We start from the raw sequence: 22,512 nt of genomic DNA on the forward strand, positions 1-22,512 counted from the left end.
GATCCCGATGAACACAGCACCTGAACCCGGCGACAAGGACCCTACGGACCACGCACACAGCGGCGATGCCGCGAAAGTGCATGGCACCGCCATTCGCGGAGGGGACGAGCACCCCAACGATCGTGCCTCCGCGCGCGACGAACATCAGAATGCCGACCCGGCGGAAGGCGAGCACGCACCCGAAGGCGGCACCGTCAACGGGCCGCACTTCTCCGCGCCCTTCATTCAGCGCCCGATTGCGACCTTCCTGCTCTCATTCGCGATCCTTCTGGCTGGCGCCGTAGCGTACAAGCTCCTGCCCGTGGCGTCGCTGCCGAATGTGGAGTTCCCTGTGATCTCCGTCGGCGCAAGTCTGCCGGGCGGCGATCCGGAGACGATGGCTTCGTCGGTGGCGACACCGCTGGAGCGGCAGTTCTCACGCATCGCCGGCGTGAACCAGATGACGTCCACGTCTTCTCAGGGTTCCGCAAACATCAATCTTCAGTTCGATCTGAACCGCGACATTAATGGCGCAGCCCGTGACGTACAGGCCGCCATCAGCGCGGCGCGTGCACAATTGCCGGCCAACCTGCCAATGAACCCGACGTACCGCAAGATCAATCCGTCGGAAGCACCGATCCTGATCCTTTCGCTAAGCAGCAAGACGCTCACAGTGCCGCAACTCTATGACGCCTCGGATTCCATCCTGGCGCAGAAGCTTGCAGCGGTTCCTGGCGTAGGGCAGACATTTACCGCAGGTTCAGCCAAGCCGGGCGTTCGTCTTGAGGTCAATCCAAACCAACTTACGGCAAACGGTCTGTCGCTGACGCAGTTTGCCGCAGCCGTTCAGACGATCAACGTCAATCAACCCAAGGGATACCTGAATGGTGACAAGCAGCGCATCGCGCTGTCCACGACGGATCAGCTCTTTGGTGCGGACGCCTATCGTCCGCTGGTGATCGCGACCAGCCGCGGCGCCGTGAGCAATGCCCAGGCCGCAAACGGCCTCGCTTCCAGCGTTGCCAGTGCACTGTCCACGGCGAGCACAGGAAACAGCGCCACGACCGTTGGCGGTGCAATCAGTGCCCAGGTATCCACGCAGCGGTCGAACGTACCGCAGCTTACGACCAGGCAGCTTGATAACACTGCAGGCTACACCTCGGCGGCGGTCAGTAATTACGGATCGAACACTGCGACGACCAGCACGAACGCGGCAGGAATCGTGCGCATTGGCGATGTTGCCCAGGTAGTCGACGCAACCGAGAACACATATACCTACGGCACGACGAACGGGGTTCCGTCGGTACTCGTGATCGTCTTCAAATCGCCGGGCGCGAACGTCATTGAGACCGTTGATTCCGTTCTGAAACAACTGCCAACCCTGCAGGCGGCACTCCCGGCTGCCATTCACCTGGAGGTAGCTCTCGACCGCACGCAGACCATTCGTGCCTCGGTTGAAGACATCACACGCACCATGGTCATCACTATCGTGCTGGTCATTCTGGTGGTCTTCCTGTTCCTGCGTGAGGTGCGCTCCACGCTGATCCCCTCAGTCTCCGTGCCGCTGTCGATCATGGGCACTTTCGGGATCATGTACCTGCTGGGCTACACGCTGGACAATCTTTCGCTGATGGCGCTGACCATCTCCACCGGCTTCGTGGTGGACGATGCCATCGTCGTCATTGAAAACATCTCCCGGCATCTTGAAGAAGGCAAGAATCCCTACGAGGCGGCCATGATCGGCTCCGCCGAGATCGGCTTCACCGTCATGAGCATGTCCATCTCGCTCATCGCTGTCTTCATCCCCATCCTGCTGATGGGCGGCATCGTCGGGCGTCTCTTCCGCGAATTTGCCGTCACGCTTTCGGTCGCCATCCTGGTATCTCTGGTGGTATCGCTCACCACGACGCCTATGCTGTCGGCGAAGTTCCTCGAGCCGCACAGCGCGCGCAAGCATGGAAAGCTGTACCGCCTGAGCGAGCGCTTCTTCGACTGGATGCGCGATGAGTACGACCACGGCCTGCGCTGGGTGCTGCGGCACCAGTGGCCGGTCATGATTATCTGGCTGATCACTTTCGCATTGAATATCTGGCTGTTCATCCTGGTTCCCAAGGGTTTCTTTCCGCTGCAGGACACGGGTCGCATGGGTGGAAGCATCCAGGGCCAGCAGGACGTCTCCTACGACGTCATGAAGCAGAAGGTCATCGACTCCGCTGCCGTTGTGAAGAGCGATCCGGACATTGAAAACGTCATGGCATCCGTCGGCGGCGGAGGTCCCGGTGGCGGCGCCTCCAACCGCGGCCAGATGTTCGTCTCCCTGAAGGCGATCAGCGACCGCAAGGATCACGCAACCGTCGATGACATTATCAATCGGCTGCGACCAAAGCTGTCCCGCACACCGGGACTGCAGACGTTCTTGGTTTCGCAACAGGAGCTGAACATCGGCGGACGTCAGTCCGCAACGCAATACCAGTACACGCTCACCGCGGACTCTGTCTCCGACCTGAACAAATGGGGTCCGCTGATGATGGCTGCCATGCAGAAGATTTCCGCTCTGCGTGACGTCAACACCGACCAGCAAAGCAACGGCCTGGAAGCAAAGCTCGTCATCGACCGCGATACGGCGTATCGGCTCGGCGTGACCGCCCTCAACGTGGATCAGACCCTGTCTTCCGCTTTCGGCCAACGGCAGGTCTCTACCACCTACAAAACGTTGAACCAGTACCACGTCGTGATGGAAGTTGCGCCGCAATGGCAGCAGACACCCGAGGCGCTGCGCGACATTTACGTCAAGACGTCGAACGGCACGCAGGTGCCTCTCTCAGCCATCACACACTTTGAGATGCAGCGTATTCCCCTGCAGGTGAACCATCAGGGACTTTCGCCGGCCACAACCCTGTCGTTCAATCTTGCCCCCGGCGTCTCACTCTCGCAGGCTACCGAACTCATCAACAACATGAGGGTCTCGATTGGCATGCCGGCCAGCATCACGGGCGGATTCCAGGGTTCCGCAGCAGCGTTCCAGGACTCGCTCTCTTCTGAGCCGATCCTTGTCCTGCTGGCGCTGACCGCCGTCTACATTGTGCTGGGCGTGCTCTATGAGAGCTTTATCCATCCGCTGACGATCCTGTCCACACTGCCCTCTGCAGGCGTGGGTGCAGTGCTGGCGCTGCTGTTGACCGGCACCGATATGTCCGTCATCGCCATGATCGGAATCGTTCTGCTCATCGGCATCGTAAAGAAGAACGCCATCATGATGATCGACTTCGCCATCGTTGCCGAACGGCAGCATGGCAAGACTCCTGAAGAGGCCATCTACGAAGCGTGCCTGCTGCGCTTCCGTCCCATCATGATGACCACGATGGCCGCAATGCTCGGCGGCGTGCCGCTCGCCTTCGGTACTGGATCCGGCAGCGAACTGCGACGTCCGCTGGGCATCACGATCATCGGCGGCCTGATCGTCTCCCAGTGCCTCACACTGTTCACCACGCCGGTCGTCTACCTCTACTTCGATCGCTGGCGCCAGCGCGTGGAGCGCTGGAATAAGCGCTTCTCAAAGAAGAAGTCCGAGAGTCATGGGCACCTGGAACCGTCTCCGGCCACCGGGGATTAACAAGCCCCAGGGACAATAAAAAGGGGATGCGCAATCAGCGCATCCCCTTTTTCTTGCATTTGATCCCTAAGCCTTCTGTGCGCTCCGACGGAAGAGCACGAGCGCTAGTGCCAAGCACACGGCCGAGAACGCTCCAAGCCACACCACATGCGCCGCTACGGACCAGCGGATCGGATAGCCGATGTTGTGAATTGCCAACTGGCCGAGGTGCCACGTCGGCCATACCGGCGCAATCGCCTGAATCCAATACGGCAAGCCCTTCAAGGGAAACCACAGGCCGCTTAAAAACGACATGGGCAGGTAGATCAGGTTGACGAAACCGATAGAAGCATTGGGTGGTACCACTTGCGAGAGCAGTATGCCCAGGGATGCGAACGGGAAGACGCCCAGGATCACCGTCATCAGCAGCCTCGCGGTCTGCCCCGCGGTGAAATGCACATGCCCCAGCGTCGTACCGCACAATAGCAACACGCCGAAGATGATGACACCGAACGCAATCGCCGTGAGCAGCTTCGACATCAGGTACGCCGCGGGCGGCATGGGACTTGCCTGTTTCAACTCCAGCCAGCCCTGCGCGCGCTCGTTCGAGATGGTGCTGCATAGCCCGAAGAGCGAAGACCCGACGAGACCGAAGACGGAGTACGTCGCCAGCAGATACGTCGCGCGCTCCGCACTCTCCGGCCCCGAACCGGCGGCGACCACGCCGAAGAGCAGGTAGAAGCTCAGCGGAAATCCGATCGTCGCAATGGAGAACGAACGCGCGCGCAGCAGGCGAAGGAACTCATACTTCGTCTCCTTCACGTAGGGAGTCAGGGGCGAATGGACAGCAACGGCCGCAGTGCTCATGCGATCTCCTTTTTGGTCAGCGCGAGGAATGCATCCTCAAGTGCTGGACTGGACACTTCCAGGCTGTGCAGAGATGGGTCCGCGGCGAGCATGGTGCGCAGAACGTCTTCCGCCGCGTCGACTGTAAGCGTGATCCCCGCACCCGTCGCATCCACGCTGCGCACCCCCGGCAGGGAGAGCAGGAAGGCCTTCTGCAGGCGGGTGACACACTTGATCTTGCGACCCGTGACCCGGCTCTTGATCTCCGTGGGCGTGCCCTGCGCGACCACGGCGCCTTCCGCAATGACGAGAATGCGGTCCGCAAGCGTATCGGCCTCCTCAAGATAGTGCGTCGTCAGCAGAACGGTCTTCCCGCGGTCGGCCAAAGCGCGGACCTCGCGCCACAGGTTGTGCCGCGTCTCGATGTCCATGCCCAGCGTTGGCTCATCAAGGAAAACAAGATCCGGATCACCGCAGAGCGCCAAAGCAAACAGCATGCGCTGCTTCTGGCCTCCACTCAGATCCTTGAACTGCCGCTTTTCGATTCCCTCCAAGCCCGCCGATGCAATGATCTGCGCGGTAGGCAGTGGATGCGGATAATAGCTGCGAAAGAGGTCCAGGTACTCGCCGACAGTCAGCGTCTCCGGCACACGGGCCACCTGCAACATGGCTCCAATACGCTGGCGGACGATGCGGTCCGTCGGACTCTTACCAAAGACTGTGACGGCGCCTTCACTCGGCTTCAACAGGCCGAGCAAGAGCTTTACCGCAGTTGTCTTGCCGGCACCATTGGGTCCCAGCAGTGCAACAACCTCGCCGGGGTGCAGTGTCAGCGACAGGTCACGTAGCGCAGTGTGGCTGCCATAACGATGTGTGACGTTTTGAAGAGCCGCGGCACTGGCGGCCGCGGCTTTTACTGGATTGGGAAGGACTGCCGTGGTGCTCATCGTGCGTCACCTCTTGGTGCGGGGGCCGCCTGCAGTTGACTTCGCTGCAGCGCTCGGACTCCCGCTCACAAGATCAAGCTTGCTCTCTCGACACTTCCTCGAACACTGTTCCTCGTCACGCTTGTCGCATGACGTTTGTCACCTTTCAGATGACGCGGCTATGGCGGTACCCATTCTCGGTCAGCGCCAGCAGCAGTTCGTCCACCTGGTCGCGACCACGTGTCTCCATGGTGATATCGATCGTCGTATCGCCAAGGTTCACGCCGTAGTAAGCGCGGTTGTAGAGCGTGTCCACGATGTTAACGCCATGTTTCGCGATGATGCCCGTCAGATCCTGCAGAGCACCGGCGCGGTCCAGCAGGTGAATGCGCAGACGAATCAAACGTCCATCCTGCACCAGGCCTCGCTCGATGATGCGCGAAAGCAGCGTGACATCGATGTTGCCGCCGCACACCAGCACCGCTGTCCGCGCGCCCTGCAGCGACGTCCGCTTCTGCAGCAGAGCCGCCAGAGCCGCGGCACCCGCGCCCTCGGCCAGCGTCTTCTCGCGTTCCAGCAGTACGAGAATTGCAGCGGCGATCTCGTCTTCATCGACCGTAACGATCTCGTCGACATACCGCTGCACCAGCGGCAGCGTCTTCTCACCACTACGGCGAACCGCAATGCCGTCGCCAATGGTGGTCGCCGCGTCGATGGTGACCGGATGCCCCGCAGCCATCGCCGCCTGCATGCTCGGCAGCCGGGACGTCTGCACGCCAATCACGCGCACATCCGGCTTCAACGACTTCACCGCACACGCGATACCGCCGATCAGGCCACCGCCGCCGATGGGCACAATCACCGCCTCAAGGCCGTCGACCTGCTCCAGCATCTCGAGGCCAATGGTTCCCTGCCCCGCGATCACATCCGCGTCGTCGAAGGGGTGGATAAAGGTCGATCCATCGATGTCGCAACGGCGCCGAGCCTCGGCATACGCCGCGTCGTAGTTCGCACCGTGCAGGATCACCTCCGCACCAAAGCGGCGGGTGGCATTCACCTTCACCATGGGCGTCGGTTCCGGCATCACGATGGTCGATCCGATGCCGTGGCGCGTCGCGTGGTACGCAACGCCCTGGGCATGGTTGCCGGCGCTGGCCGCAATCACTCCACGAGCCTTCTGCTCGTCGCTCAGCAGCAGGATCCGGTTCAGAGCTCCGCGCTCCTTGAAGGCGCCGGTCATCTGCAGGTTTTCCAGCTTCAGGTGAACCTGCTGGCCGGTCAGTTCGCTCAGCGTGCGCGAGTGAGCACACGGCGTCAGGTACACCGCGTCCCGCACGCGCTCACGCGCGGCCTGGACGTCGGCTAGGGTGATGGCTAAAGCTGTCTCTGTAGCAGGCATGATGTGCCTTCTAGACTAAGCTGTTTTGCGGTGAGATGCGCTCTTGCCGTGCAGTGCGTCCAGATGTGGCTGCAACCGGTCTACCGCTGCAGCCAACAGGGCATTGAGCATTTCCATCTCGGAGAGCTTCGCTCCATCCCACGTCTGGCGTGCAATCCCCGACCACAACTCCATGCCGCGCTCCAGAACGCGCCGTCCTTTGGGGGTGAGGGAAGCTGTCAGCACCCGGCGATTTTGCGGCGATGGCGTGCGAGTAATCCAACCCTCTTTTTCGGCCCGTTGCACCACGGCCTGCATGCTCTGCGGTGTGATGTAGCAGATGCGGGAGAGGTCGGCCGCCGAAGTCTCGGGTTGCTCCTGCAACGCATTCAACATGCGCAACTGGGCAAGGGTGACACCCTCTTCTTCCAGGTCCGCCTCCAACAGAGAGCGATAACCGGTGATCAGGCGCTTCATACTGACGGCGATTCCCTTCGCCTGCGCATCCCGAATTTCCTGTTTCGATTTCCGCATCGTTATCAGCCTGCTGATACTCTATATCAGCATCCTGACATGTCGACAATCGCACACCAAATCGAATGGAAGCCGAAGCACAACCCCTGGTTGATCGCGCTGACCGTGACGCTGGCGACGTTCATGGAGGTTCTCGACACTTCCATCGCAAACGTCGCGCTGCCGCACATCGCCGGCTCCATGGGTGCTTCGCAGGAGGAGGCAACGTGGGTGCTGACCAGTTACCTGGTCGCGTCGGCGGTCATCCTGCCCATCTCCGGCTGGCTCTCCAATCGTTTCGGCCGCAAACGCTTTTACATGACCTGCGTCGTCCTGTTCACGCTGTCGTCGCTGCTGTGCGGCCTCGCGCCCACACTACCCTTCCTGATCCTCGCACGCATCCTGCAGGGCCTTGGCGGTGGCGGTCTCGCACCCAGTGAGCAGGCGATTCTCGCCGACACCTTCTCCGTGGAAGACCGCGGCAAAGCCTTTGCACTCTACGGCGCTGCCGTCGTCGTCGCGCCTGCCATCGGCCCTACGCTGGGCGGCTGGATTACCGACAACTACAACTGGCACTGGATCTTCTTCATCAACCTGCCCATCGGCCTGATCTCGCTCTTCCTGTCGAACCGCATGGTGGAAGATTCGCCGGAGATCATCGCGCGTACCAAGCGTCGCGACCCCGTCGACTTCATCGGCCTGCTCTCCGTCGCCTTCGGCGTCGCCATGCTGGAATTCACGCTGGATAAAGGACAGGAGAAGGACTGGTTTGGCTCTGGCGAAATCCAACTCACGGCCCTGCTTGCGGTCATAACACTCATCTTCTTCGTCTACTGGGAATGGCATCACGTCGATCCCATCGTGGACTTGAAGCTGCTGAAGAACCGAAACTTCGGCACCGCCGTCTTCCTGCAACTCGTCCTAGGCATGGTGCTCTTCGGCTCCACCGTACTCATCCCGCAATTCCTGCAGGGCCTGCTGGGTTACACAGCAGAGCGTGCCGGTATGGTGCTGTCGCCTGCGGGTATCGCGATGATGTTCGGCATGGTCATCGCCGGTCGAACCCTGGGCAAGGGCGACCCCCGGATGACCGTCATGCTCGGCTATCTCGCCACGGCAGCAGGCCTCTACAACCTGACGCGGCTTGACCTTGGTGCGGCCTTTGGCACCATCACCTGGTGGCGCATCGTGCAAGTGCTTGGACTGCCGTTCATCTTTATCCCGATCAGCACACTGAACTACGTTGGCGTGCCGCGCGAGAAGAGCAACCAGATCTCGTCCCTCTCGAACTTCGCGCGCAATATGGGCGGCTCTGCAGGAACGGCGCTGCTGACCACGTTCCTTGCACGGTCGGCACAGGTACACCAGATGCAGCTCGCGTCGAACATCACGCAGGGCGGGTACGCGATCTCGGCCTACACCAGCCGCTTCGCTGCGGCAACGGGTATGTCCTACGCTGCGGCGCAGAGTACAGCCATCGCCTCCGCCTACCAGCAGATGCTGCTGCAGGCGAACATGCTCGCATACAAAAACGCATTCGCACTGCTGGCTGCCGCAGTATTCTGCCTGGCGCCGCTGGTGTGGATCATGCGCCTGCCACCCAAGAACGTGAAGATCGATCCAGAACTTACCGCCGGTCACTAAAGGCGCTGGTGGGCGTGTCACGATTGTTATCCTGAGCGGGGCGCAACCCCTCTCGTCTCCAAGAGATTTGTCGTCCCCTCAGAGACTTGTCATCCTGAGCGCAGCGGAGTCGAAGGACCTGCATTCTGCTTGTGCAGTCCCCAATGTGGTGAGGTTCGGCAGAGAAACGGCATCTTCGTAGCCGCCGAGATAGATAGCAATCGAGAGCGGCTTCAGCCGTCGAGGTCCGCATCCGGGCGGCTGAGCCAGAGCCCGTGCGCTCTGCAAGCAATCTGTTAGCGCAGCGGATCGATCCGCTTGCGGAACTCATTCGCTCGCGCAAACTCTTCACGCAACTCGGCTGTCTTCAGGTTCTCGCGCATGTGTTGCAGGCGCTGCTCCAGCGTGTGCAGCGTCTCGGCGATCGGCTCCTCGTTCGTATGGGCGATATCCCGCCACATGCTGTACGGGCTGGCGCCCAGCCGCGTCATCTCGCGCAGGGCGCGGCCACCGATGGCACGCAGCTCGGGCGAGTCGCCAAACTCGTCCTCAAGCATGGCAGACATCGCCGTAGACACCATCTGCGGCATGTGGCTCACCCACGCGCAGATGCGGTCGTGACGTTCCGGCGGCAGATCGATGATGTGCGCGCCGAAGCGCTCAACCCAGCCGCGCCATGCTGCTTCGACAGCCGTCGCAGTATGCAGCGGCGTGAAGATCCACGTCGCCCCGCGGAACAGAGCCGCCTCTGCAAGCGCGGCACCGCCACTCTCTTTGCCGGCCATGGGATGCCCCGGCAGGCAGCGGCCCGGCATCAACTCCTGGGCAAGCTCCGCGATGCGTGTCTTGGTCGAACCGACGTCCGTCACAAGCTGGTGCGCACCCATGTGCGGTGCAATCTGCCGCATCCAGTTCAGGATGCCGAGCACCGGCACGGCCAGCACGATCACGTCAGCCGCTTCCAACGCCGCACGATGCTCGTCCGGCGCACGAGCCGCCTTGTCGATGGCGCCTGCGGTCAGCGCTGCCTTCAGCTCATCGCCGCTGGCGTCGATGCCGGTGATGCCGCCAGCAAAACCGGCCTCGCGCAGTGCGAGGCCGATGGATGCGCCGATGAGGCCCGTTCCGATGATGGTGACGTGGTTCAAGTTAGAAGACCAGGTGTTGCTCGAAGAAGAGCACCGAACGCTTGGTAGCGAGGGTCGCCGCATCCGCAACGTAAGCGGTCGGATCGACCGAGCGAGCGAAGGCGTGGCCGGCGTTTTCATAGACGAAGATCGGCACTTCCGGATGAGCGACCTGGATCTTAGCGATCGTCTCTGCGGGGATGTGGTCGTCCTGTCCACCGAAGTGCAGCATCACCGGGCATTGCGGCTTCTCCTGCGCGAACTTGACGATCGCGCCGCCGTAGAAACCTACGGTCGCGTCCACCTTCAAGCGGCAGGCCGCAAGCCAGGCCATGGTGCCACCGAAGCAATAACCCACCACGCCAACCGGCGTCTCCACTTCGTTGCGCAGCCAGTCAATGGCTGCATCCACGTCGATGGTCTGCGGCTGCATGTCCGGCGCGAACTGGCCCACCAGGCGCATCGCCTCGGCCCAGCCTGCCTTGTCATAGCCCAGGTCGACACCCTTTTCAAAGCGGTCAAACATCTGCGGCGCAATGACCAGGAAGCCGTGGCTCGCCCATTCTTCCGCCGCCAACTGGATGTTCTTGTTGACGCCGAAGATCTCCTGCACGACTACCAGCGCGGCCTTCGGCTCACCCTTCGGACGCACGACGTACGCGTCCATCTCGTTGCCATCACTCGCCGTAAGCTTGACCCACTCTGACATTGCTATCCCCTTGCACTTCGTGCCGTTCTCGCACGCGTTCTGTTCCTGCGTCCGAGAACTTGGATGCACGCAGAGCGGGCATCCGAAACCTTACGCGACCGTGCGACCCACAACCGGCGCAAGCTGGCGAAGCTGTTCGATCAGCTTGGTCAGTTGATCCGGGAAGAGTGACTGCGCGCCATCGCTCATGGCCTTGTCCGGATTCGGGTGCATCTCCATCAGCAGGCCATCGGCACCTGCTGCGACCGAAGCGAGTGCCATCGCCGGAACAAACTCGCGGATGCCAACACCGTGCGACGGATCGCCGAAGACCGGCAGGTGCGTCAGCTTCTTCAGCACCGGAATCGCAGAGATGTCCATGGTGTTGCGCGTCGCAGTCTCATACGTGCGAATGCCACGCTCGCAGAGCATCAGGTCATAGTTGCCGCCGCTCAGGATGTACTCCGCCGACAGCAGGACCTCTTCAATCGTCGCGGAGATACCGCGCTTCATCAGCACCGGCTTGCGCACGTGGCCAAGCTCACGCAGCAGGTTGAAGTTCTGCATGTTGCGCGCACCAACCTGGAAGCAGTCAATGTACGGCAGCATGGGCTCAATCTGCGAGATCTCCATGACCTCTGTGATGACAAGCAGGCCGGTGATATCGCCAACCTCACGCAGCAGCTTCAAGCCCTCAATGCCCATACCCTGGAAGCTGTATGGCGACGAGCGCGGCTTGTACGCACCGCCACGCAGGAATTGCGCGCCGGCGGCCTTCACCTGCTGGGCGGCAAGAAGGATCTGCTCGCGCGATTCTACCGAGCATGGGCCCGCCATGATGGTGACTTCCTTGCCGCCAACCTTCACGCCGTTGGGAAAGGTGATGACCGTGCCCTCGGGGCGGAAACCACGACCCGCAAGCTTGTACGGCGACGAGATACGATAGGCCGTCTGCACGCCTGGCAGAACGCTGAACTCCGCTACCTCAAAGGAGCCGGGGGTGCCGACGCCGGCAAGAATCATCTGCCCTTCGCCGCTGGTGCGGTGTACGTTGAAGCCGAGCTCGACCATCTGCTCGATCACCGCCTGAATGTTCGCCGGCGTGGCGTTGCCCTGCATGACCACAATCATCGCTACTGTCCTTCACTTCCTGTAAATGTCGCGGCGCTCAGCACCGCGAGAATCCTTTGCTGCCTAAGCCCGTCGCTGCAGGCCACGCATCACGTCCATGATGCGTTCGTAGATAACCGTCAACTGTGCCGGGGGCAGTTCGCCTGTATTGCAGGACTGCACATGTGCCAGCACATTCTGTTCACGCTCCGGCTCATAGATGTTGCCGCCGGTCTTCGACTTCAGCTCACCGATCGCGGCAGCCGCAGCCGCCCGTTCACACAGCAGCTTGACGATCTGTTCGTCCAGCCCATCGATCTTTGCCCGCCAGTCTGCAATCTCCATCGTTTCCTACCCTCTGCGTGTTCGTTTGGTGTCCCTGTTCATTCTAAGTTGCAGCCGGTCAGACGGCGCGCAGATCGCGCACAAACTGGCCCACATTCTTCGCCTCTTCACCCGGCTTCGACGTCTCGATCAGCGCAACAATGGCGCTGCCGACAATCGCCGCATCCGCGTAAGCGCTCACGCTCCGCACATGTTCCGCATTCGAGATCCCAAAACCCACCGCCACCGGCAGCGAAGTGAACTGCTTGATCCGCCCCACCAGCGATTCCGCGTCGGAGGCAATCTTGTCCTGCGTACCGGTGATACCAACCCGGGAAATTGCGTAGACAAACCCCTGGCTATGCTCCGCAATAGCCTTCAGCCGGTTGTCCGGAGATGTCGGTGCGGCGAGAAAGACAGGCGCGAGGCCCTGCTTCTTCATCTCCGCGAGATAATCACCAGCCTCTTCGACGATCATGTCGGTCAGCAGCACGCCGTCCGCGCCGTTAGCCTTCGCAGCCTCGCAAAACGCCGGCAGTCCCATGCGAACGACCGGATTGAGATAGCTGAACAGAATGATGCCGGCCTGCGGCCTCGCCTCGCGAATCTTCTTCGAAAGCTTCAACACATCGTCGAGGCGCGTCCCACGAGCCACCGCCCGTTCACTCGCCCGCTGAATCACCGGCCCATCCGCCAGCGGATCGCTGAACGGCACACCCAGTTCAATCACCTGCGCGCCGTTGTCGATCGCGGCAAGCGCAATGTCGTACGTCGCGTCGAGCGAAGGATCGCCTGCAGTCAGGTACACCACGAGTCCCGGTTTATTACTGAAATCGATCGCCACTTAGAGACTCTTCCCTTCTGCACCGTTCAGGTCCATCTCGCGCGCGAGGATGCCCATATCTTTGTCGCCACGGCCTGACACGTTGATCATGATGACCTTGTCCTTGCCCAGCGTGGGAGCCAGCTTGATTGCGTGTGCCACGGCATGTGCAGATTCCAGCGCGGGCAGAATGCCTTCGGTCTGCGCCAGCACCTTCACTGCATTCAACGCCTCGTCATCGGTCGCGCTCACATACTCGGCACGCTTGCTGTCATGCAGCATCGCGTGCTCCGGTCCGACGCTGGCATAGTCGAGACCCGCACTCACAGAATGTGTCGTAGCCACCTGCCCCGCATCATTCTGCAGGACGTAGCTGTAGGTGCCCTGCAACACGCCGGGCAGGCCACCACTGAAGCGCGCCGCATGATCGCCTAGCGCCGAACCACGGCCACCCGCCTCAACGCCAATCAGTCGAACCTTGTCATCCGGAATGAACTCGTAGAAGGCGCCGATCGCGTTCGATCCGCCGCCAACACAAGCGATCACAACATCCGGGTTCCGGCCCACCTGCTCTGCAAACTGCTTCTTCGCTTCAATCGAAATCACGCGATGGAAATCGCGCACCATCGTCGGATAAGGGTGCGATCCAAGCGCCGAGCCAAGAATGTAAAACGTATCGCGAACGTTCGTGACCCAGTCGCGCATGGCCTCGTTGATGGCATCCTTCAGCGTTGCCGAACCGCTGTTGACGCCACGCACCTCCGCACCCAGCAGGCGCATGCGCAGCACGTTCAACTCCTGCCGGCGCATGTCCTCTTCACCCATGTAGATCACGCAGTCCAGACCCAGCAGGGCGCACACGGTCGCCGTAGCAACCCCATGCTGCCCAGCGCCTGTCTCTGCGATGATGCGCTGCTTGCCCATCCGTTTCGCCAACAAACCCTGGCCCAGCGCATTGTTGATCTTGTGCGCGCCGGTGTGCAGCAGGTCCTCGCGCTTCAGCCAGATCTGCGCGCCGTCCAACTGCTCGGTCATGCGTTTCGCAAAGTACAGCGGCGTGGGACGGCCGACGTAGTGCTTCAGCAGGCCATCCAGTTCCATCTGAAATGCCGCGTCTTCCCGTGCCGCCATGTAGGCCTGCTCCAGCTCGAGCAGGGCGGCCATCAGCGTCTCCGGCACATACCGTCCGCCGTACGCACCAAAGCGGCCGTTGCCCATGGACCGCGCTACTTCCGTGACTGATTCCAATACCGGCATTGCTTTCAACCTTTCGGCACTTCGTGAAAAGTGCCCTAACGCAGGAACCGCGGCCCTAGTGGGACCGCGGCTCCGGGAATCTTTGATCTCTGTGATTGCTGCACTGATGCAGCGTGGTGCTTAGAGAGCGTGTTCCTTTGGCGCCGCGGAGGTTGCTCCGTAACGGGTGGTAAATCGCCAAAAGTTCACAGCGCGTGTCATGACAGTCAGGCTACCGCAAATTCGGCAGATTGGGAAGGAAACCGCTCACGAACATGCGCCATCCATGCAGAGGCAAGTGTTGGCAAGGCCACACAAGGAGCCGGACGAATGAATTTCAAGCAGGTGGCAGCAGGATTGATTCTGGCGGGCGTACTCGCCCCCATGGCAGCGATAGCGCAGGAATCGCACGCCGATGCAAAGGCCCAGGTTGAGGCAAAGGACAAGCGCCATCACAACAAGGCAAAGATCGTCGGCGGCTCCGCAGCGGGTGGCGCGGCAACCGGTGCGCTGGTCGGCGGCCCCGTGGGCGCTGTAGTTGGCGCGGGTGTCGGCGCAACCGGCGGCGTCGTCGCCAACAAGATCCGCAAGCACCACTCCATCAAGAAGCGCGAGAACGGCGAGCAGTAGTCCCGACTGGTTCCCCCACTAGGCGGCAACCGCAAAGTCGCCGCTCACTCAATACAGGACGAGAGGAACCATGAAACAACTGAAGCACTGGAAGCGGATTGCAGCATCGGTAGCACTCGCAGGCGCGTTGGTGTCGCCGATGGCGCTGGTTGGGCAGAGTGTTCACGATCGCGCGAAGGCGCAGCAAGAAGCACACGACCGTCGCCATCACACCAAGGCCAAGATCGTCGGCGGTAGTGCTGCTGGCGGTGCCGTAACAGGCGCACTGGTGGGTGGACCCATCGGAGCAGTTGTCGGCGCCGGCGTTGGCGCGGGCGGCGGTCTCATCGCGAACAAGATCCGCAAGCACCACGGGATCCATAAGAAAATGCACCGCATGACCCGGTAATGTTTTCCGGCTGTGACGGTAATCTTTCCTCTAGACCAGAGAACCGATCCGTTACTAAACTCTTGAGACGTCCTTTGGCGAGGACCGGGCAGGGGCAGGCAGCGACGGCTGCTTGCCCTTTCTCATTGCGCGGATGTCAATAGACGTTCACGAACCCTGGGATGCAGCAGTATCGAACAGTCGAGCAGCCGTGATCAGCGCCTGCATCTTCTCGTGGTCCTTTATGCCGGGTGATACTTCCACGCCGCTCGAGGTATCGATCCCGTCCGGATGCAGCGCTTCGATAGCAGCGGCAACGTTGTCAGGACGCAGGCCACCTGCAACGATCACCGGCAACGCAAGGCCCCGCAAGGCTGGCGCAGCAGCAGACCAGTCGAACGAAATTCCGGTCCCGCCGCTTGCTTCCTTTGTGCGGGAATCCACCAGCAATGCATCCACCAGTCCGCTCGCCGAGATGCGTTCGCAATGAGCACGGAAAGATTCCATCTGCTGATCGGCGTCAACATCCGTGAACCAGTGCACCACCTGCAGCAAACGCATGCGTCCCCTGGTCTTGGAGAAGTGGCGTCGAATGATCCGGGCACGTCCCGGATCGAATTCGCTGTGGAGCTGTATCCCGGTGATGCCGGCAGACGCAGCCGTCGCCAGGATCTGTGCCGCGTTGGTCTGGGTGAAGACACCGATGGTGTCCAATGTCTCCGGCAGTTCCGAAGTGATGGCGCGCGCATGCTCTGCAGTGATCAGCCGTTTGCCGGATGCAAAGATGAATCCGACGGCGTCCGCACCAAGTTCAGCTGCGCGCTGGCAGTCTTCAAGGCGCGTGTTCCCACAGATCTTGATCCACACGGCCGCGCTACTCCGTCAGCGAAGCGGATGCGATCTCTTCCGCTTCGGGCTGCAGCAGCGCCAGCAGCGCATCTCCGGGATTCGGCGCGCGCATCAGCGTCTCGCCGACCAGGAAGGCGTTGTAGCCAACGGCGGTCATGCGGCGGATGTCCGCTGCCGATCCGATGCCGCTCTCCGCAACGCGGATCACCTCTGCCGGCAGCAGGTGTGCCAGCTTCTCCGCTTCGGCAGTGTTCACCTCAAACGTGCGCAGATTGCGGCTATTCACGCCCACCATCTCGCAGTCGAGCGGTAGCGCGCGATCCAGTTCGGCACGGTCATGGACTTCGCACAGAACGTCCAGGCCCATAGCACGCGCGGCACCGCGCAGATGCTTCAACTCTGCGTCGGTAAGTGCTGCGACGATCAGCAGGATTGCGTCCGCACCATAGGCGCGTGCTTCCAGAATCTGGAACTCATCGACGATAAAGTCCTTCCGAAGGCAAGGCAGCAGCGTATTTGCCGAGGCCGTCTGCAGGTACTCCAGGCTGCCCTGGAAGAACGGTTCGTCTGTCAGCACGGAGAGGCAGGCAGCGCCGCCCAGTTCTAACTGTGCGGCAAGTTCTGCGGGATGAAAAACTGGCCGGATCAGGCCCTTCGAGGGCGATGCCTTCTTCAGTTCTGCAATCACCGCGGGACGGGTGACTGCGGCGTTACGTAGCGACGCGGCGAACCCGCGCGGCTGGTGCGATCCGGCCATGGACTCCATCCGCCGGTCGCGTTCGGGATTGCGCCGCAGCGGCAGGTCAGTACGGGTCTGTGCCAGGATGCGGTCGAGGTGTGTTTCCGTGCTCATCTCGTCCATGCTAAACCCGACGCAAAAGCAAAGGCGCGATGCAGAAGCATCGCGCCTTTGAGATGTATGGTGCCGAAAAGAGGACTCGAACCTCCACACCCTTGCGAGTACGTGGACCTGAACCACGCGCGTCTGCCAATTCCGCCATTTCGGCACGGTAGCGAGCGTCTGGTGTTTCAGACCTTCAACTTCGCTTGCAGCTTGATCAGTGTCCCAAAGTGTTGCGACGATGTCAAACGGAGCGTCCGTTTACTGGAGTGCCGCCTGGCTTAGAAGAACCACCTTCATCCAATGGCCCAATCTGGGAATCGAGGCGATTGGTTCGAAATCAACCGATTGGCAGTAAGCTGCATCCAAGTGGCAACGTCTTAATCCATGCGGCACGCCGCACTTCCGTCTAAAGGGAACCAAGCTATGTCTGAGCAAAACCCGTTGCCGACCTCCCCCGCGACGGATGTCGTAATTCCGGAGGACCTGGCGCTCGAGATCCGCAAGTTGGCGCACGATCTGAGCAACGCGCTTGAGATCATTGTGCAGACGGGCTACTTGCTGAGCACTGCCGATCTGAAGTCCCCCGCCAGCGACTGGCTGCGTATGCTGGACAGCGGCACCACGAAGGCTCTTGAGATCAACCTGGCCCTGCGCAGCTACATCAAGGCGCACAGCCCCCACTAGAAGTAGGGGCCGTCGTTTCAATTCGTAACAAACAGAAAGAGGCGCCCATCGCGGGCGCCTCGTTCGTGCCTGCTGTAATTACTTCTTCGCGACAGTCTTCTTTGCGACCTTCGCAGGTGCAGCCTTTTTGACGGCCGCCGCCGTCTTCTTTGCAACAGCTTTTTTCGCGGGTGCAGTCTTCTTGGCCGCAGCCTTTGCAGGAACAGCCTTCTTCGCAACCGTCTTCAACGGAGCCTTAACGGGCGAGGCCTTTTTCGCGGGTGCAGACTTCTTAGCGGGAGCCGACTTCTTCACCACGGCTGCCGACTTCTTTGCTGCGGACTTCACGGGAGCTTTGCCGGTTGCCTTCTCCTTCGCGGCCGTGTGGCGCGCGAAGAGCGATTCAAGCTGCTGCAGCAGGATGCGTGTGTGCATCGGCTTCACCAGCATCTTGTCGGCGCCCATGTTGTTCAAGCTCTCGTCGTCAACGGGGAATGCCGTCAGCAGGGCGATCGCCGGCTTGTAAGGAACTTCTTTCGCCGCGGCAATCACTTCCGCGCCGGCATGCTCGTCTTCCATGCGCATGTCGGTGATAACCATCTCGTATTCGCGATGGCGAAGACGGCTCTTGCCTTCGCGTGCAGAGGTGGCGGTGTCCACATCAAAGCCGCTGATTTCCAGCACGGCTTTCAGGGTCAGCAGAACGGCGACTTCATCATCGACCAGCAGAATGCGACGCTTCATGGATCTCTGTGTCTCCTAAAATCTTCGGCGCCAGCGCGTGAATTGGCCGTGGCGCACCGATGGCAAGCATACTCTCTTGTAAAAATCTTCAACGCCAAAGTTACTGTGCCACATAGCGCTCGGCAAGCGTCGTAACGCGCGGGAACGCTCCGCCTCACAGCGAACACAATGCGGCCTGACTGCCCAATGTATACTCAAGGATGCAGCGCCGCAGAACCTGCGAGCCCCCACTCGGGAGTCGCCGGTCAGAAACGAGCGCTGCGGAGGCGCACTATTCCACCGTTTACTGACAAGCGAGCCATCAAGTCGTTCATCCGCACCAACGAAAAGATTCGCGCGCGCGAAATCCGCGTCATCGACGAAAATGGCGAACAGCTTGGCATCATGGCACCGTTTGATGCGCTGAAGATTGCACGCGAGCGCTCACTGGACCTGGTCGAGATCTCTCCCAACGCTGCGCCCCCCGTGTGCCGCATCCAGGATTACGGCAAGTACCTGTACGAGAAGGACAAGAGCGACCGCGCTGCACGTAAGAAGCAGAAGGTCATCGTCATTAAGGAAGTGAAGTTCTCGGTCACCGTCGACGAGCACGATTACCAGACGAAGAAGAATCAGGCTGTCCGCTTCCTTGGCGAGGGCGACAAGGTCAAGGCTTCCCTCCGTTTCCGTGGCCGCCAGATGGCGCACCGCGACCTGGGCTATAAGATTGTCAATCGCCTGATCATGGACATTGGCGCAGCGGGCATCGTCGAATTCATGCCGCGCATGGAAGGCACCACGCTCCACGCCATCATCGCGCCCAGCAAGAAGGCTGAGCCGGCACCCGTGAAGAAAACCGCTGCCGATACTTCGGCAGACGAGTCATCGGCTACCGAAGCATAAGGGTCCTGGGATCCGAAGTTGAGAAGGGGCGCGCCAGTGGCGCGCCCCTTCTTTCGTTTCCCGCGACGGTCGCCTTCTGGGTACCGCCGGAGCTACCCCATCCCTTTTGCACCGGGGCCGGGGTTTGCGCCTCGGTAAACTGAGGTCGGTTTGGCCCTCTCTCTTCCATCCCGGGGCGCGCGACTCGTGCTGCTTGCGGCGCTGCTGCCGCTCGCCGCGTCGTGCGTACTGGCACAGGCTCCTCGATCCGCTCGATCGACGCCGAAGTCCGCTGCCAGGAAGCCGGTCGAGTTGACACCGTGGCAGATCGCAGAAGCCGCGCGTCAGCAACTGCTGGAAATGACCCCGGAACAACGCACACGCGACGACTACAGCACCGTTATGGACGCGTACCGGCTCATCTATCACGGCAATCCTGCAGACCTTCACGCTCCGGAGTCCATCTACAACGTCGGCCTGCTGCTCGCCGACGAAGGAACGACGCTGCATGACACGCGCATGCTGACCGCGGCCATCGGCCAGTTTGAATTCCTGCGCACGCAATATCCACGATCGTCCTTCCGGATCGCCGCTCTGCTGGAAGAAGCTCATGTCGCCGCGGATCGCATGCGCGATGTGAAGCTGGCTCGAACAAAGTACGGCGCCTTCGTCGAGGAATATCCTCAGTCCTCTCACATCGACGAAGCGCAAACCGCGCTCAAGAGCCTTCGTGCGGGCGTGCTGCCTCCGCCGCTTACAACGGCTGCGCCGGTGCAGACTACGACCTCGCAACTTCCAGTCATGCCAGCGACCACGCGCGGTGCCTCAAACTCCAGCGGAATTAATGCAAACACTGTGCCGCCCGAGGTTCATGCCGAAGCGAGTCTTGCGGCGTCGCAGGGCAGCGTCTCGCAACCGGTTGCCGTCGCATCGCCGGTTGCCCAGTCGACAAAGCATGCCGGAACTCCCGTGCAGGACGCGAGCGCCAACGTCCCCGCACATACAAAAAATGGCCTCGCCACCGTATCCGCGATTCGTCACTGGTCCACGCCCACCTACACGCGCGTCGCCATCGACCTTGGCGATGAAGTGCAGTATGAAGCAGCAAGAGTCCCCAGCCCGGACCGCATCTACTTCGACCTGCACGGGACGCACCTGGCCCAGGAGCTAAGCGGCAAGAGTTTTACCGTGACTGATGATGGCTTCCTGAAGCGCATCCGGGCAGCGCAGTATTCGAATGACATGACTCGCATCGTGCTCGATGTCAATGACGTCACAGAGTACTCAGCCTTCCTGCTGCCAAATCCCTACCGGCTCATCATCGACATTCACGGCGGCGCGAAGAGCTCCACGCCCGACGCAGCCGCTGCCAGTCATCCTGCGACGCCCTCACGGCTCAGCGGGAACGATCTGCTCAAGCAGCCATCTGCCGTGCAGGGTTCGGTCGATCGCATGGGCAACGGCGCGGTCATGTCGTCCACCGGTACCTCTCTACCGCCAGCGCCCTACCCGCAGGACACTTCGGCAGTTCCCAGCACCGTCGCATCGCGCACCACCAGCGGTAGAGAGGTTGCCGCGCTGAGCAATCAACCGGACAACCAACGCGCCACCGCACAGCCCACATCGCAGCCCATCGCGGTCATCTCGGACACACCTCGCTCTCCTTCCGCACCGTCGATTCCGGCGAAGAAGGGCAAGCACAGCGAGGTACCCCTGATCGCTGCGACGCCGGGTCACGTCGCCGCGCCGACCTCCGAAGGCGAGCGAACACTGCAGCGTGCCCTTGGTCTCAAGATCGGCCGGATCGTCATCGATGCAGGCCACGGCGGCCACGACAGCGGCACGCTGGGTGCAGGCGGCATCATGGAGAAGGATGTCGTGCTCGACGTCGCTCTGCGCCTCGGCAAGCTGCTGCAGGACAAGCTGGGCGCGCAGGTGATCTACACGCGCAGCGATGACACCTTTATCCCGCTCGAAACGCGCACCGCCATCGCCAACAAGGCGGAGGCAGACCTTTTCATCAGCGTCCACGCCAACAGCAGCCAGGACGAGACGGCACGCGGGGTTGAGACCTACTACCTGAACTTCACCTCGCAGCCGGACGCGCTCGATGTAGCAGCCCGCGAGAATGCGGTCAGCGACCAATCCGTCCACCAACTGGCCGACCTGGTGAAAAAGATCACGCTGAAGGATAAGATCGACGAGTCCCGCGAATTCGCCTCCGATGTGGAACAGTCGCTCTACGACGGCCTGCACAAAGGCAACGAGGGATTGAAGAATCGCGGCGTGAAGAAGGCGCCATTCGTCGTGCTGATCGGCGCGAACATGCCGTCGATTCTCACGGAGATCAGCTTCGTCACCAACGGGAAAGACGCCGCCCAACTGCGCACGCCGGAATACCGCGAACGCGTGGCCCAGTCGATCTTCAAAGGCGTCGCACAGTACACAAGCGGCCTGAGCGGTGGCGGGGTGCGCGTCGCAAGTGCCGCCAAGCAGGATTCGCGCGGCTATTAGCGCGTGCGTACCTGCAGGTCGAAGACATCCGGCCTGCTGTAGTGTCCGGCCACATCCAGGTCGAACTTGCCGCGCGGTACCTGATCGAGGTCGATCTCTGCGAAGAGCAAGCCTTCTCGCTTCAGCGGTCCGGCAATCACCTCGCCCGTCGGCGCGATGATGACACTGCCGCCATCGATCGTTCCACCCTCTTCCCGAAGGTCCTCAGGCCAGTCATCTTTGGTCAGCCAATGGCAGGCGCTCAATACGAAGCAGCGGCCTTCATAGGCAATATGCCGCATGCTGATCTGCCACATCTCGCGGCTGTCGACCGTCGGCGCACACCACAGCTCCACGCCCTGCGCATAGAGGTGCTGGCGATAGAGCGGCATGTAGTTCTCCCAGCAGATGGCCGTGCCGACACGCCCGACGCCCGTGGCAACAACCTGCATGGTCGTTCCGTCACCCTGGCCCCACAGCAGACGTTCACTCGCCGTCGGCATGAGCTTGCGGTGTTTCGCGGCGAGTCCCATCTCCGGCGTGAACAGCAGACTGCTGCAGTAAAGCGTGCCTAAATCGCGTTCGATCACGCCGATCACGATATGCATCTGCAACTCGCGCGAAAGCTCTGCCAGGCGTACCGTCTCCACACCCGGGCAATCGATAGCCGCGCGGAAGTAGCGCAGGAACAGATCGCGCCCTGCCTCCGTCCTCTGGCCAAGCGTCGCGCCGAAGGTCTGCAGTTTGGGATAGCCACCCAGCAGTGCCTCCGGGAAGACGAGCAGCTCCGCCCCCTGATCCGCGGCAGTGCGGCACCATTGCTCCACACGCTCCATTGTTGCAGCGGGATCAAACAATACGGAACCAATCTGTGCGACGGCTGATTTCATGCCTAC

General features: G+C 61.3%; 21 protein-coding genes and 1 tRNA gene. 7 read left to right on the plus strand and 15 right to left on the minus strand.

Annotated elements, in window-relative coordinates; all coding sequences use genetic code 11:
- Window positions 1–7: 7 nt before the first annotated feature.
- Window positions 8–3,592 (plus strand): efflux RND transporter permease subunit, encoded by a 3,585-nt coding sequence (locus BLW03_RS07575; protein ID WP_074653113.1) that lies wholly within the window; start codon window positions 8–10, stop codon window positions 3,590–3,592.
- Between the two features lie 66 nt (window positions 3,593–3,658).
- On the opposite strand, the gene BLW03_RS07580 is transcribed toward BLW03_RS07575, so the two are convergent.
- The 4 genes from BLW03_RS07580 to BLW03_RS07595 form a co-directional block, all read right to left on the minus strand.
- The gene (locus BLW03_RS07580) at window positions 3,659–4,438 is read right to left on the minus strand and encodes an ABC transporter permease (protein ID WP_074653114.1); all 780 of its coding nucleotides are present in this window, start codon (window positions 4,436–4,438) and stop codon (window positions 3,659–3,661) included.
- Entirely contained in the window at window positions 4,435–5,364 is a 930-nt protein-coding gene (locus tag BLW03_RS07585; protein WP_074653116.1) for an ABC transporter ATP-binding protein, read from the minus strand. Before BLW03_RS07585 ends, BLW03_RS07580 begins: the two co-directional genes overlap by 4 nt.
- A gap of 145 nt (window positions 5,365–5,509) precedes the next feature.
- Window positions 5,510–6,742, minus strand: coding sequence for a threonine ammonia-lyase (locus BLW03_RS07590; protein ID WP_074653118.1), 1,233 nt, complete (start codon window positions 6,740–6,742; stop codon window positions 5,510–5,512).
- Between the two features lie 15 nt (window positions 6,743–6,757).
- The gene (locus BLW03_RS07595; protein ID WP_074653120.1) at window positions 6,758–7,255 is read right to left on the minus strand and encodes a MarR family winged helix-turn-helix transcriptional regulator; all 498 of its coding nucleotides are present in this window, start codon (window positions 7,253–7,255) and stop codon (window positions 6,758–6,760) included.
- A gap of 39 nt (window positions 7,256–7,294) precedes the next feature.
- Here BLW03_RS07595 and BLW03_RS07600 point away from each other — a divergent pair, with 39 nt between their 5' ends.
- Window positions 7,295–8,878, plus strand: a complete 1,584-nt coding sequence (locus BLW03_RS07600; RefSeq protein WP_074653121.1) for a DHA2 family efflux MFS transporter permease subunit — start codon at window positions 7,295–7,297, stop codon at window positions 8,876–8,878.
- Window positions 8,879–9,153: 275 nt separating this feature from the next.
- On the opposite strand, the gene BLW03_RS07605 is transcribed toward BLW03_RS07600, so the two are convergent.
- From BLW03_RS07605 to trpB, 6 genes are all read right to left on the minus strand, one after another.
- Window positions 9,154–10,005, minus strand: a complete 852-nt coding sequence (locus tag BLW03_RS07605) for a prephenate dehydrogenase (RefSeq protein WP_074653123.1) — start codon at window positions 10,003–10,005, stop codon at window positions 9,154–9,156.
- Window position 10,006: 1 nt separating this feature from the next.
- Window positions 10,007–10,693: a dienelactone hydrolase family protein gene (locus BLW03_RS07610; RefSeq protein ID WP_074653125.1), complete on the minus strand. Its 687-nt coding sequence runs from the start codon at window positions 10,691–10,693 to the stop codon at window positions 10,007–10,009.
- Window positions 10,694–10,783: 90 nt separating this feature from the next.
- Window positions 10,784–11,803, minus strand: coding sequence for a 3-deoxy-7-phosphoheptulonate synthase (aroF, locus tag BLW03_RS07615; RefSeq protein ID WP_074653127.1), 1,020 nt, complete (start codon window positions 11,801–11,803; stop codon window positions 10,784–10,786).
- A 63-nt stretch (window positions 11,804–11,866) separates the two neighbouring features.
- Entirely contained in the window at window positions 11,867–12,127 is a 261-nt protein-coding gene (pheA, locus tag BLW03_RS07620; protein WP_074653128.1) for a chorismate mutase, read from the minus strand.
- Window positions 12,128–12,185: 58 nt separating this feature from the next.
- A complete protein-coding gene (gene trpA / locus BLW03_RS07625; protein WP_074653130.1) occupies window positions 12,186–12,950 on the minus strand; it encodes a tryptophan synthase subunit alpha in 765 nt (254 codons plus the stop codon).
- Window positions 12,951–14,186, minus strand: coding sequence for a tryptophan synthase subunit beta (gene trpB, locus BLW03_RS07630; protein ID WP_074653132.1), 1,236 nt, complete (start codon window positions 14,184–14,186; stop codon window positions 12,951–12,953).
- Window positions 14,187–14,495: 309 nt separating this feature from the next.
- On the opposite strand from trpB, the gene BLW03_RS07635 reads away from it, so the two are divergent.
- Window positions 14,496–14,795 (plus strand): hypothetical protein, encoded by a 300-nt coding sequence (locus BLW03_RS07635; RefSeq protein ID WP_074653133.1) that lies wholly within the window; start codon window positions 14,496–14,498, stop codon window positions 14,793–14,795.
- A 70-nt stretch (window positions 14,796–14,865) separates the two neighbouring features.
- Window positions 14,866–15,183 (plus strand): hypothetical protein, encoded by a 318-nt coding sequence (locus tag BLW03_RS07640; RefSeq protein ID WP_074653135.1) that lies wholly within the window; start codon window positions 14,866–14,868, stop codon window positions 15,181–15,183.
- 147 nt (window positions 15,184–15,330) lie between these two features.
- Here the strand turns inward: BLW03_RS07640 and BLW03_RS07645 are convergent, their stop codons facing one another.
- The 3 genes from BLW03_RS07645 to BLW03_RS07655 form a co-directional block, all read right to left on the minus strand.
- Complete coding sequence (locus tag BLW03_RS07645; RefSeq protein WP_074653136.1) at window positions 15,331–16,029, minus strand: phosphoribosylanthranilate isomerase; 699 nt, start codon at window positions 16,027–16,029, stop codon at window positions 15,331–15,333.
- A gap of 7 nt (window positions 16,030–16,036) precedes the next feature.
- On the minus strand, window positions 16,037–16,864 hold the full coding sequence (trpC, locus tag BLW03_RS07650) for an indole-3-glycerol phosphate synthase TrpC (protein ID WP_348270837.1): 828 nt from the start codon (window positions 16,862–16,864) through the stop codon (window positions 16,037–16,039).
- 67 nt (window positions 16,865–16,931) lie between these two features.
- Window positions 16,932–17,018, minus strand: a tRNA-Leu gene (locus BLW03_RS07655).
- 260 nt (window positions 17,019–17,278) lie between these two features.
- On the opposite strand from BLW03_RS07655, the gene BLW03_RS07660 reads away from it, so the two are divergent.
- The gene (locus tag BLW03_RS07660) at window positions 17,279–17,539 is read left to right on the plus strand and encodes a hypothetical protein (protein ID WP_074653139.1); all 261 of its coding nucleotides are present in this window, start codon (window positions 17,279–17,281) and stop codon (window positions 17,537–17,539) included.
- 78 nt (window positions 17,540–17,617) lie between these two features.
- On the opposite strand, the gene BLW03_RS07665 is transcribed toward BLW03_RS07660, so the two are convergent.
- On the minus strand, window positions 17,618–18,262 hold the full coding sequence (locus BLW03_RS07665) for a response regulator (RefSeq protein WP_074653141.1): 645 nt from the start codon (window positions 18,260–18,262) through the stop codon (window positions 17,618–17,620).
- Between the two features lie 312 nt (window positions 18,263–18,574).
- Here BLW03_RS07665 and infC point away from each other — a divergent pair, with 312 nt between their 5' ends.
- Together infC and BLW03_RS07675 are read left to right on the plus strand one after the other, a co-directional pair.
- Entirely contained in the window at window positions 18,575–19,144 is a 570-nt protein-coding gene (gene infC / locus BLW03_RS07670; RefSeq protein WP_170835095.1) for a translation initiation factor IF-3, read from the plus strand.
- Window positions 19,145–19,294: 150 nt separating this feature from the next.
- Entirely contained in the window at window positions 19,295–21,637 is a 2,343-nt protein-coding gene (locus BLW03_RS07675; protein ID WP_244502002.1) for an N-acetylmuramoyl-L-alanine amidase, read from the plus strand.
- On the opposite strand, the gene BLW03_RS07680 is transcribed toward BLW03_RS07675, so the two are convergent.
- Window positions 21,634–22,506, minus strand: a complete 873-nt coding sequence (locus BLW03_RS07680) for a carbon-nitrogen hydrolase family protein (RefSeq protein ID WP_074653144.1) — start codon at window positions 22,504–22,506, stop codon at window positions 21,634–21,636. The genes BLW03_RS07675 and BLW03_RS07680 overlap by 4 nt on opposite strands.
- Window positions 22,507–22,512 lie beyond the last annotated feature (6 nt).

It is taken from the genome of Terriglobus roseus (assembly GCF_900105625.1).
GTDB classification, from domain to species: Bacteria; Acidobacteriota; Terriglobia; order Terriglobales; family Acidobacteriaceae; genus Terriglobus; species Terriglobus roseus_B.

Coding starts and splice junctions, on each gene's coding strand:
- BLW03_RS07600 (WP_074653121.1), top strand. CDS start 7,295: ATGTCGACAATCGCACACCAAATCGAATGGAAGCCGAAGCACAACCCC.
- BLW03_RS07575 (WP_074653113.1), top strand. CDS start 8: ATGAACACAGCACCTGAACCCGGCGACAAGGACCCTACGGACCACGCA.
- trpB (WP_074653132.1), bottom strand. CDS start 14,186: ATGCCGGTATTGGAATCAGTCACGGAAGTAGCGCGGTCCATGGGCAAC.
- BLW03_RS07580 (WP_074653114.1), bottom strand. CDS start 4,438: ATGAGCACTGCGGCCGTTGCTGTCCATTCGCCCCTGACTCCCTACGTG.
- aroF (WP_074653127.1), bottom strand. CDS start 11,803: ATGATTGTGGTCATGCAGGGCAACGCCACGCCGGCGAACATTCAGGCG.
- BLW03_RS07610 (WP_074653125.1), bottom strand. CDS start 10,693: ATGTCAGAGTGGGTCAAGCTTACGGCGAGTGATGGCAACGAGATGGAC.
- BLW03_RS07595 (WP_074653120.1), bottom strand. CDS start 7,255: ATGCGGAAATCGAAACAGGAAATTCGGGATGCGCAGGCGAAGGGAATC.
- BLW03_RS07585 (WP_074653116.1), bottom strand. CDS start 5,364: ATGAGCACCACGGCAGTCCTTCCCAATCCAGTAAAAGCCGCGGCCGCC.
- BLW03_RS07680 (WP_074653144.1), bottom strand. CDS start 22,506: ATGAAATCAGCCGTCGCACAGATTGGTTCCGTATTGTTTGATCCCGCT.
- BLW03_RS07660 (WP_074653139.1), top strand. CDS start 17,279: ATGTCTGAGCAAAACCCGTTGCCGACCTCCCCCGCGACGGATGTCGTA.
- BLW03_RS07640 (WP_074653135.1), top strand. CDS start 14,866: ATGAAACAACTGAAGCACTGGAAGCGGATTGCAGCATCGGTAGCACTC.
- BLW03_RS07665 (WP_074653141.1), bottom strand. CDS start 18,262: ATGAAGCGTCGCATTCTGCTGGTCGATGATGAAGTCGCCGTTCTGCTG.
- BLW03_RS07590 (WP_074653118.1), bottom strand. CDS start 6,742: ATGCCTGCTACAGAGACAGCTTTAGCCATCACCCTAGCCGACGTCCAG.
- BLW03_RS07635 (WP_074653133.1), top strand. CDS start 14,496: ATGAATTTCAAGCAGGTGGCAGCAGGATTGATTCTGGCGGGCGTACTC.
- trpC (WP_348270837.1), bottom strand. CDS start 16,864: ATGAGCACGGAAACACACCTCGACCGCATCCTGGCACAGACCCGTACT.
- pheA (WP_074653128.1), bottom strand. CDS start 12,127: ATGGAGATTGCAGACTGGCGGGCAAAGATCGATGGGCTGGACGAACAG.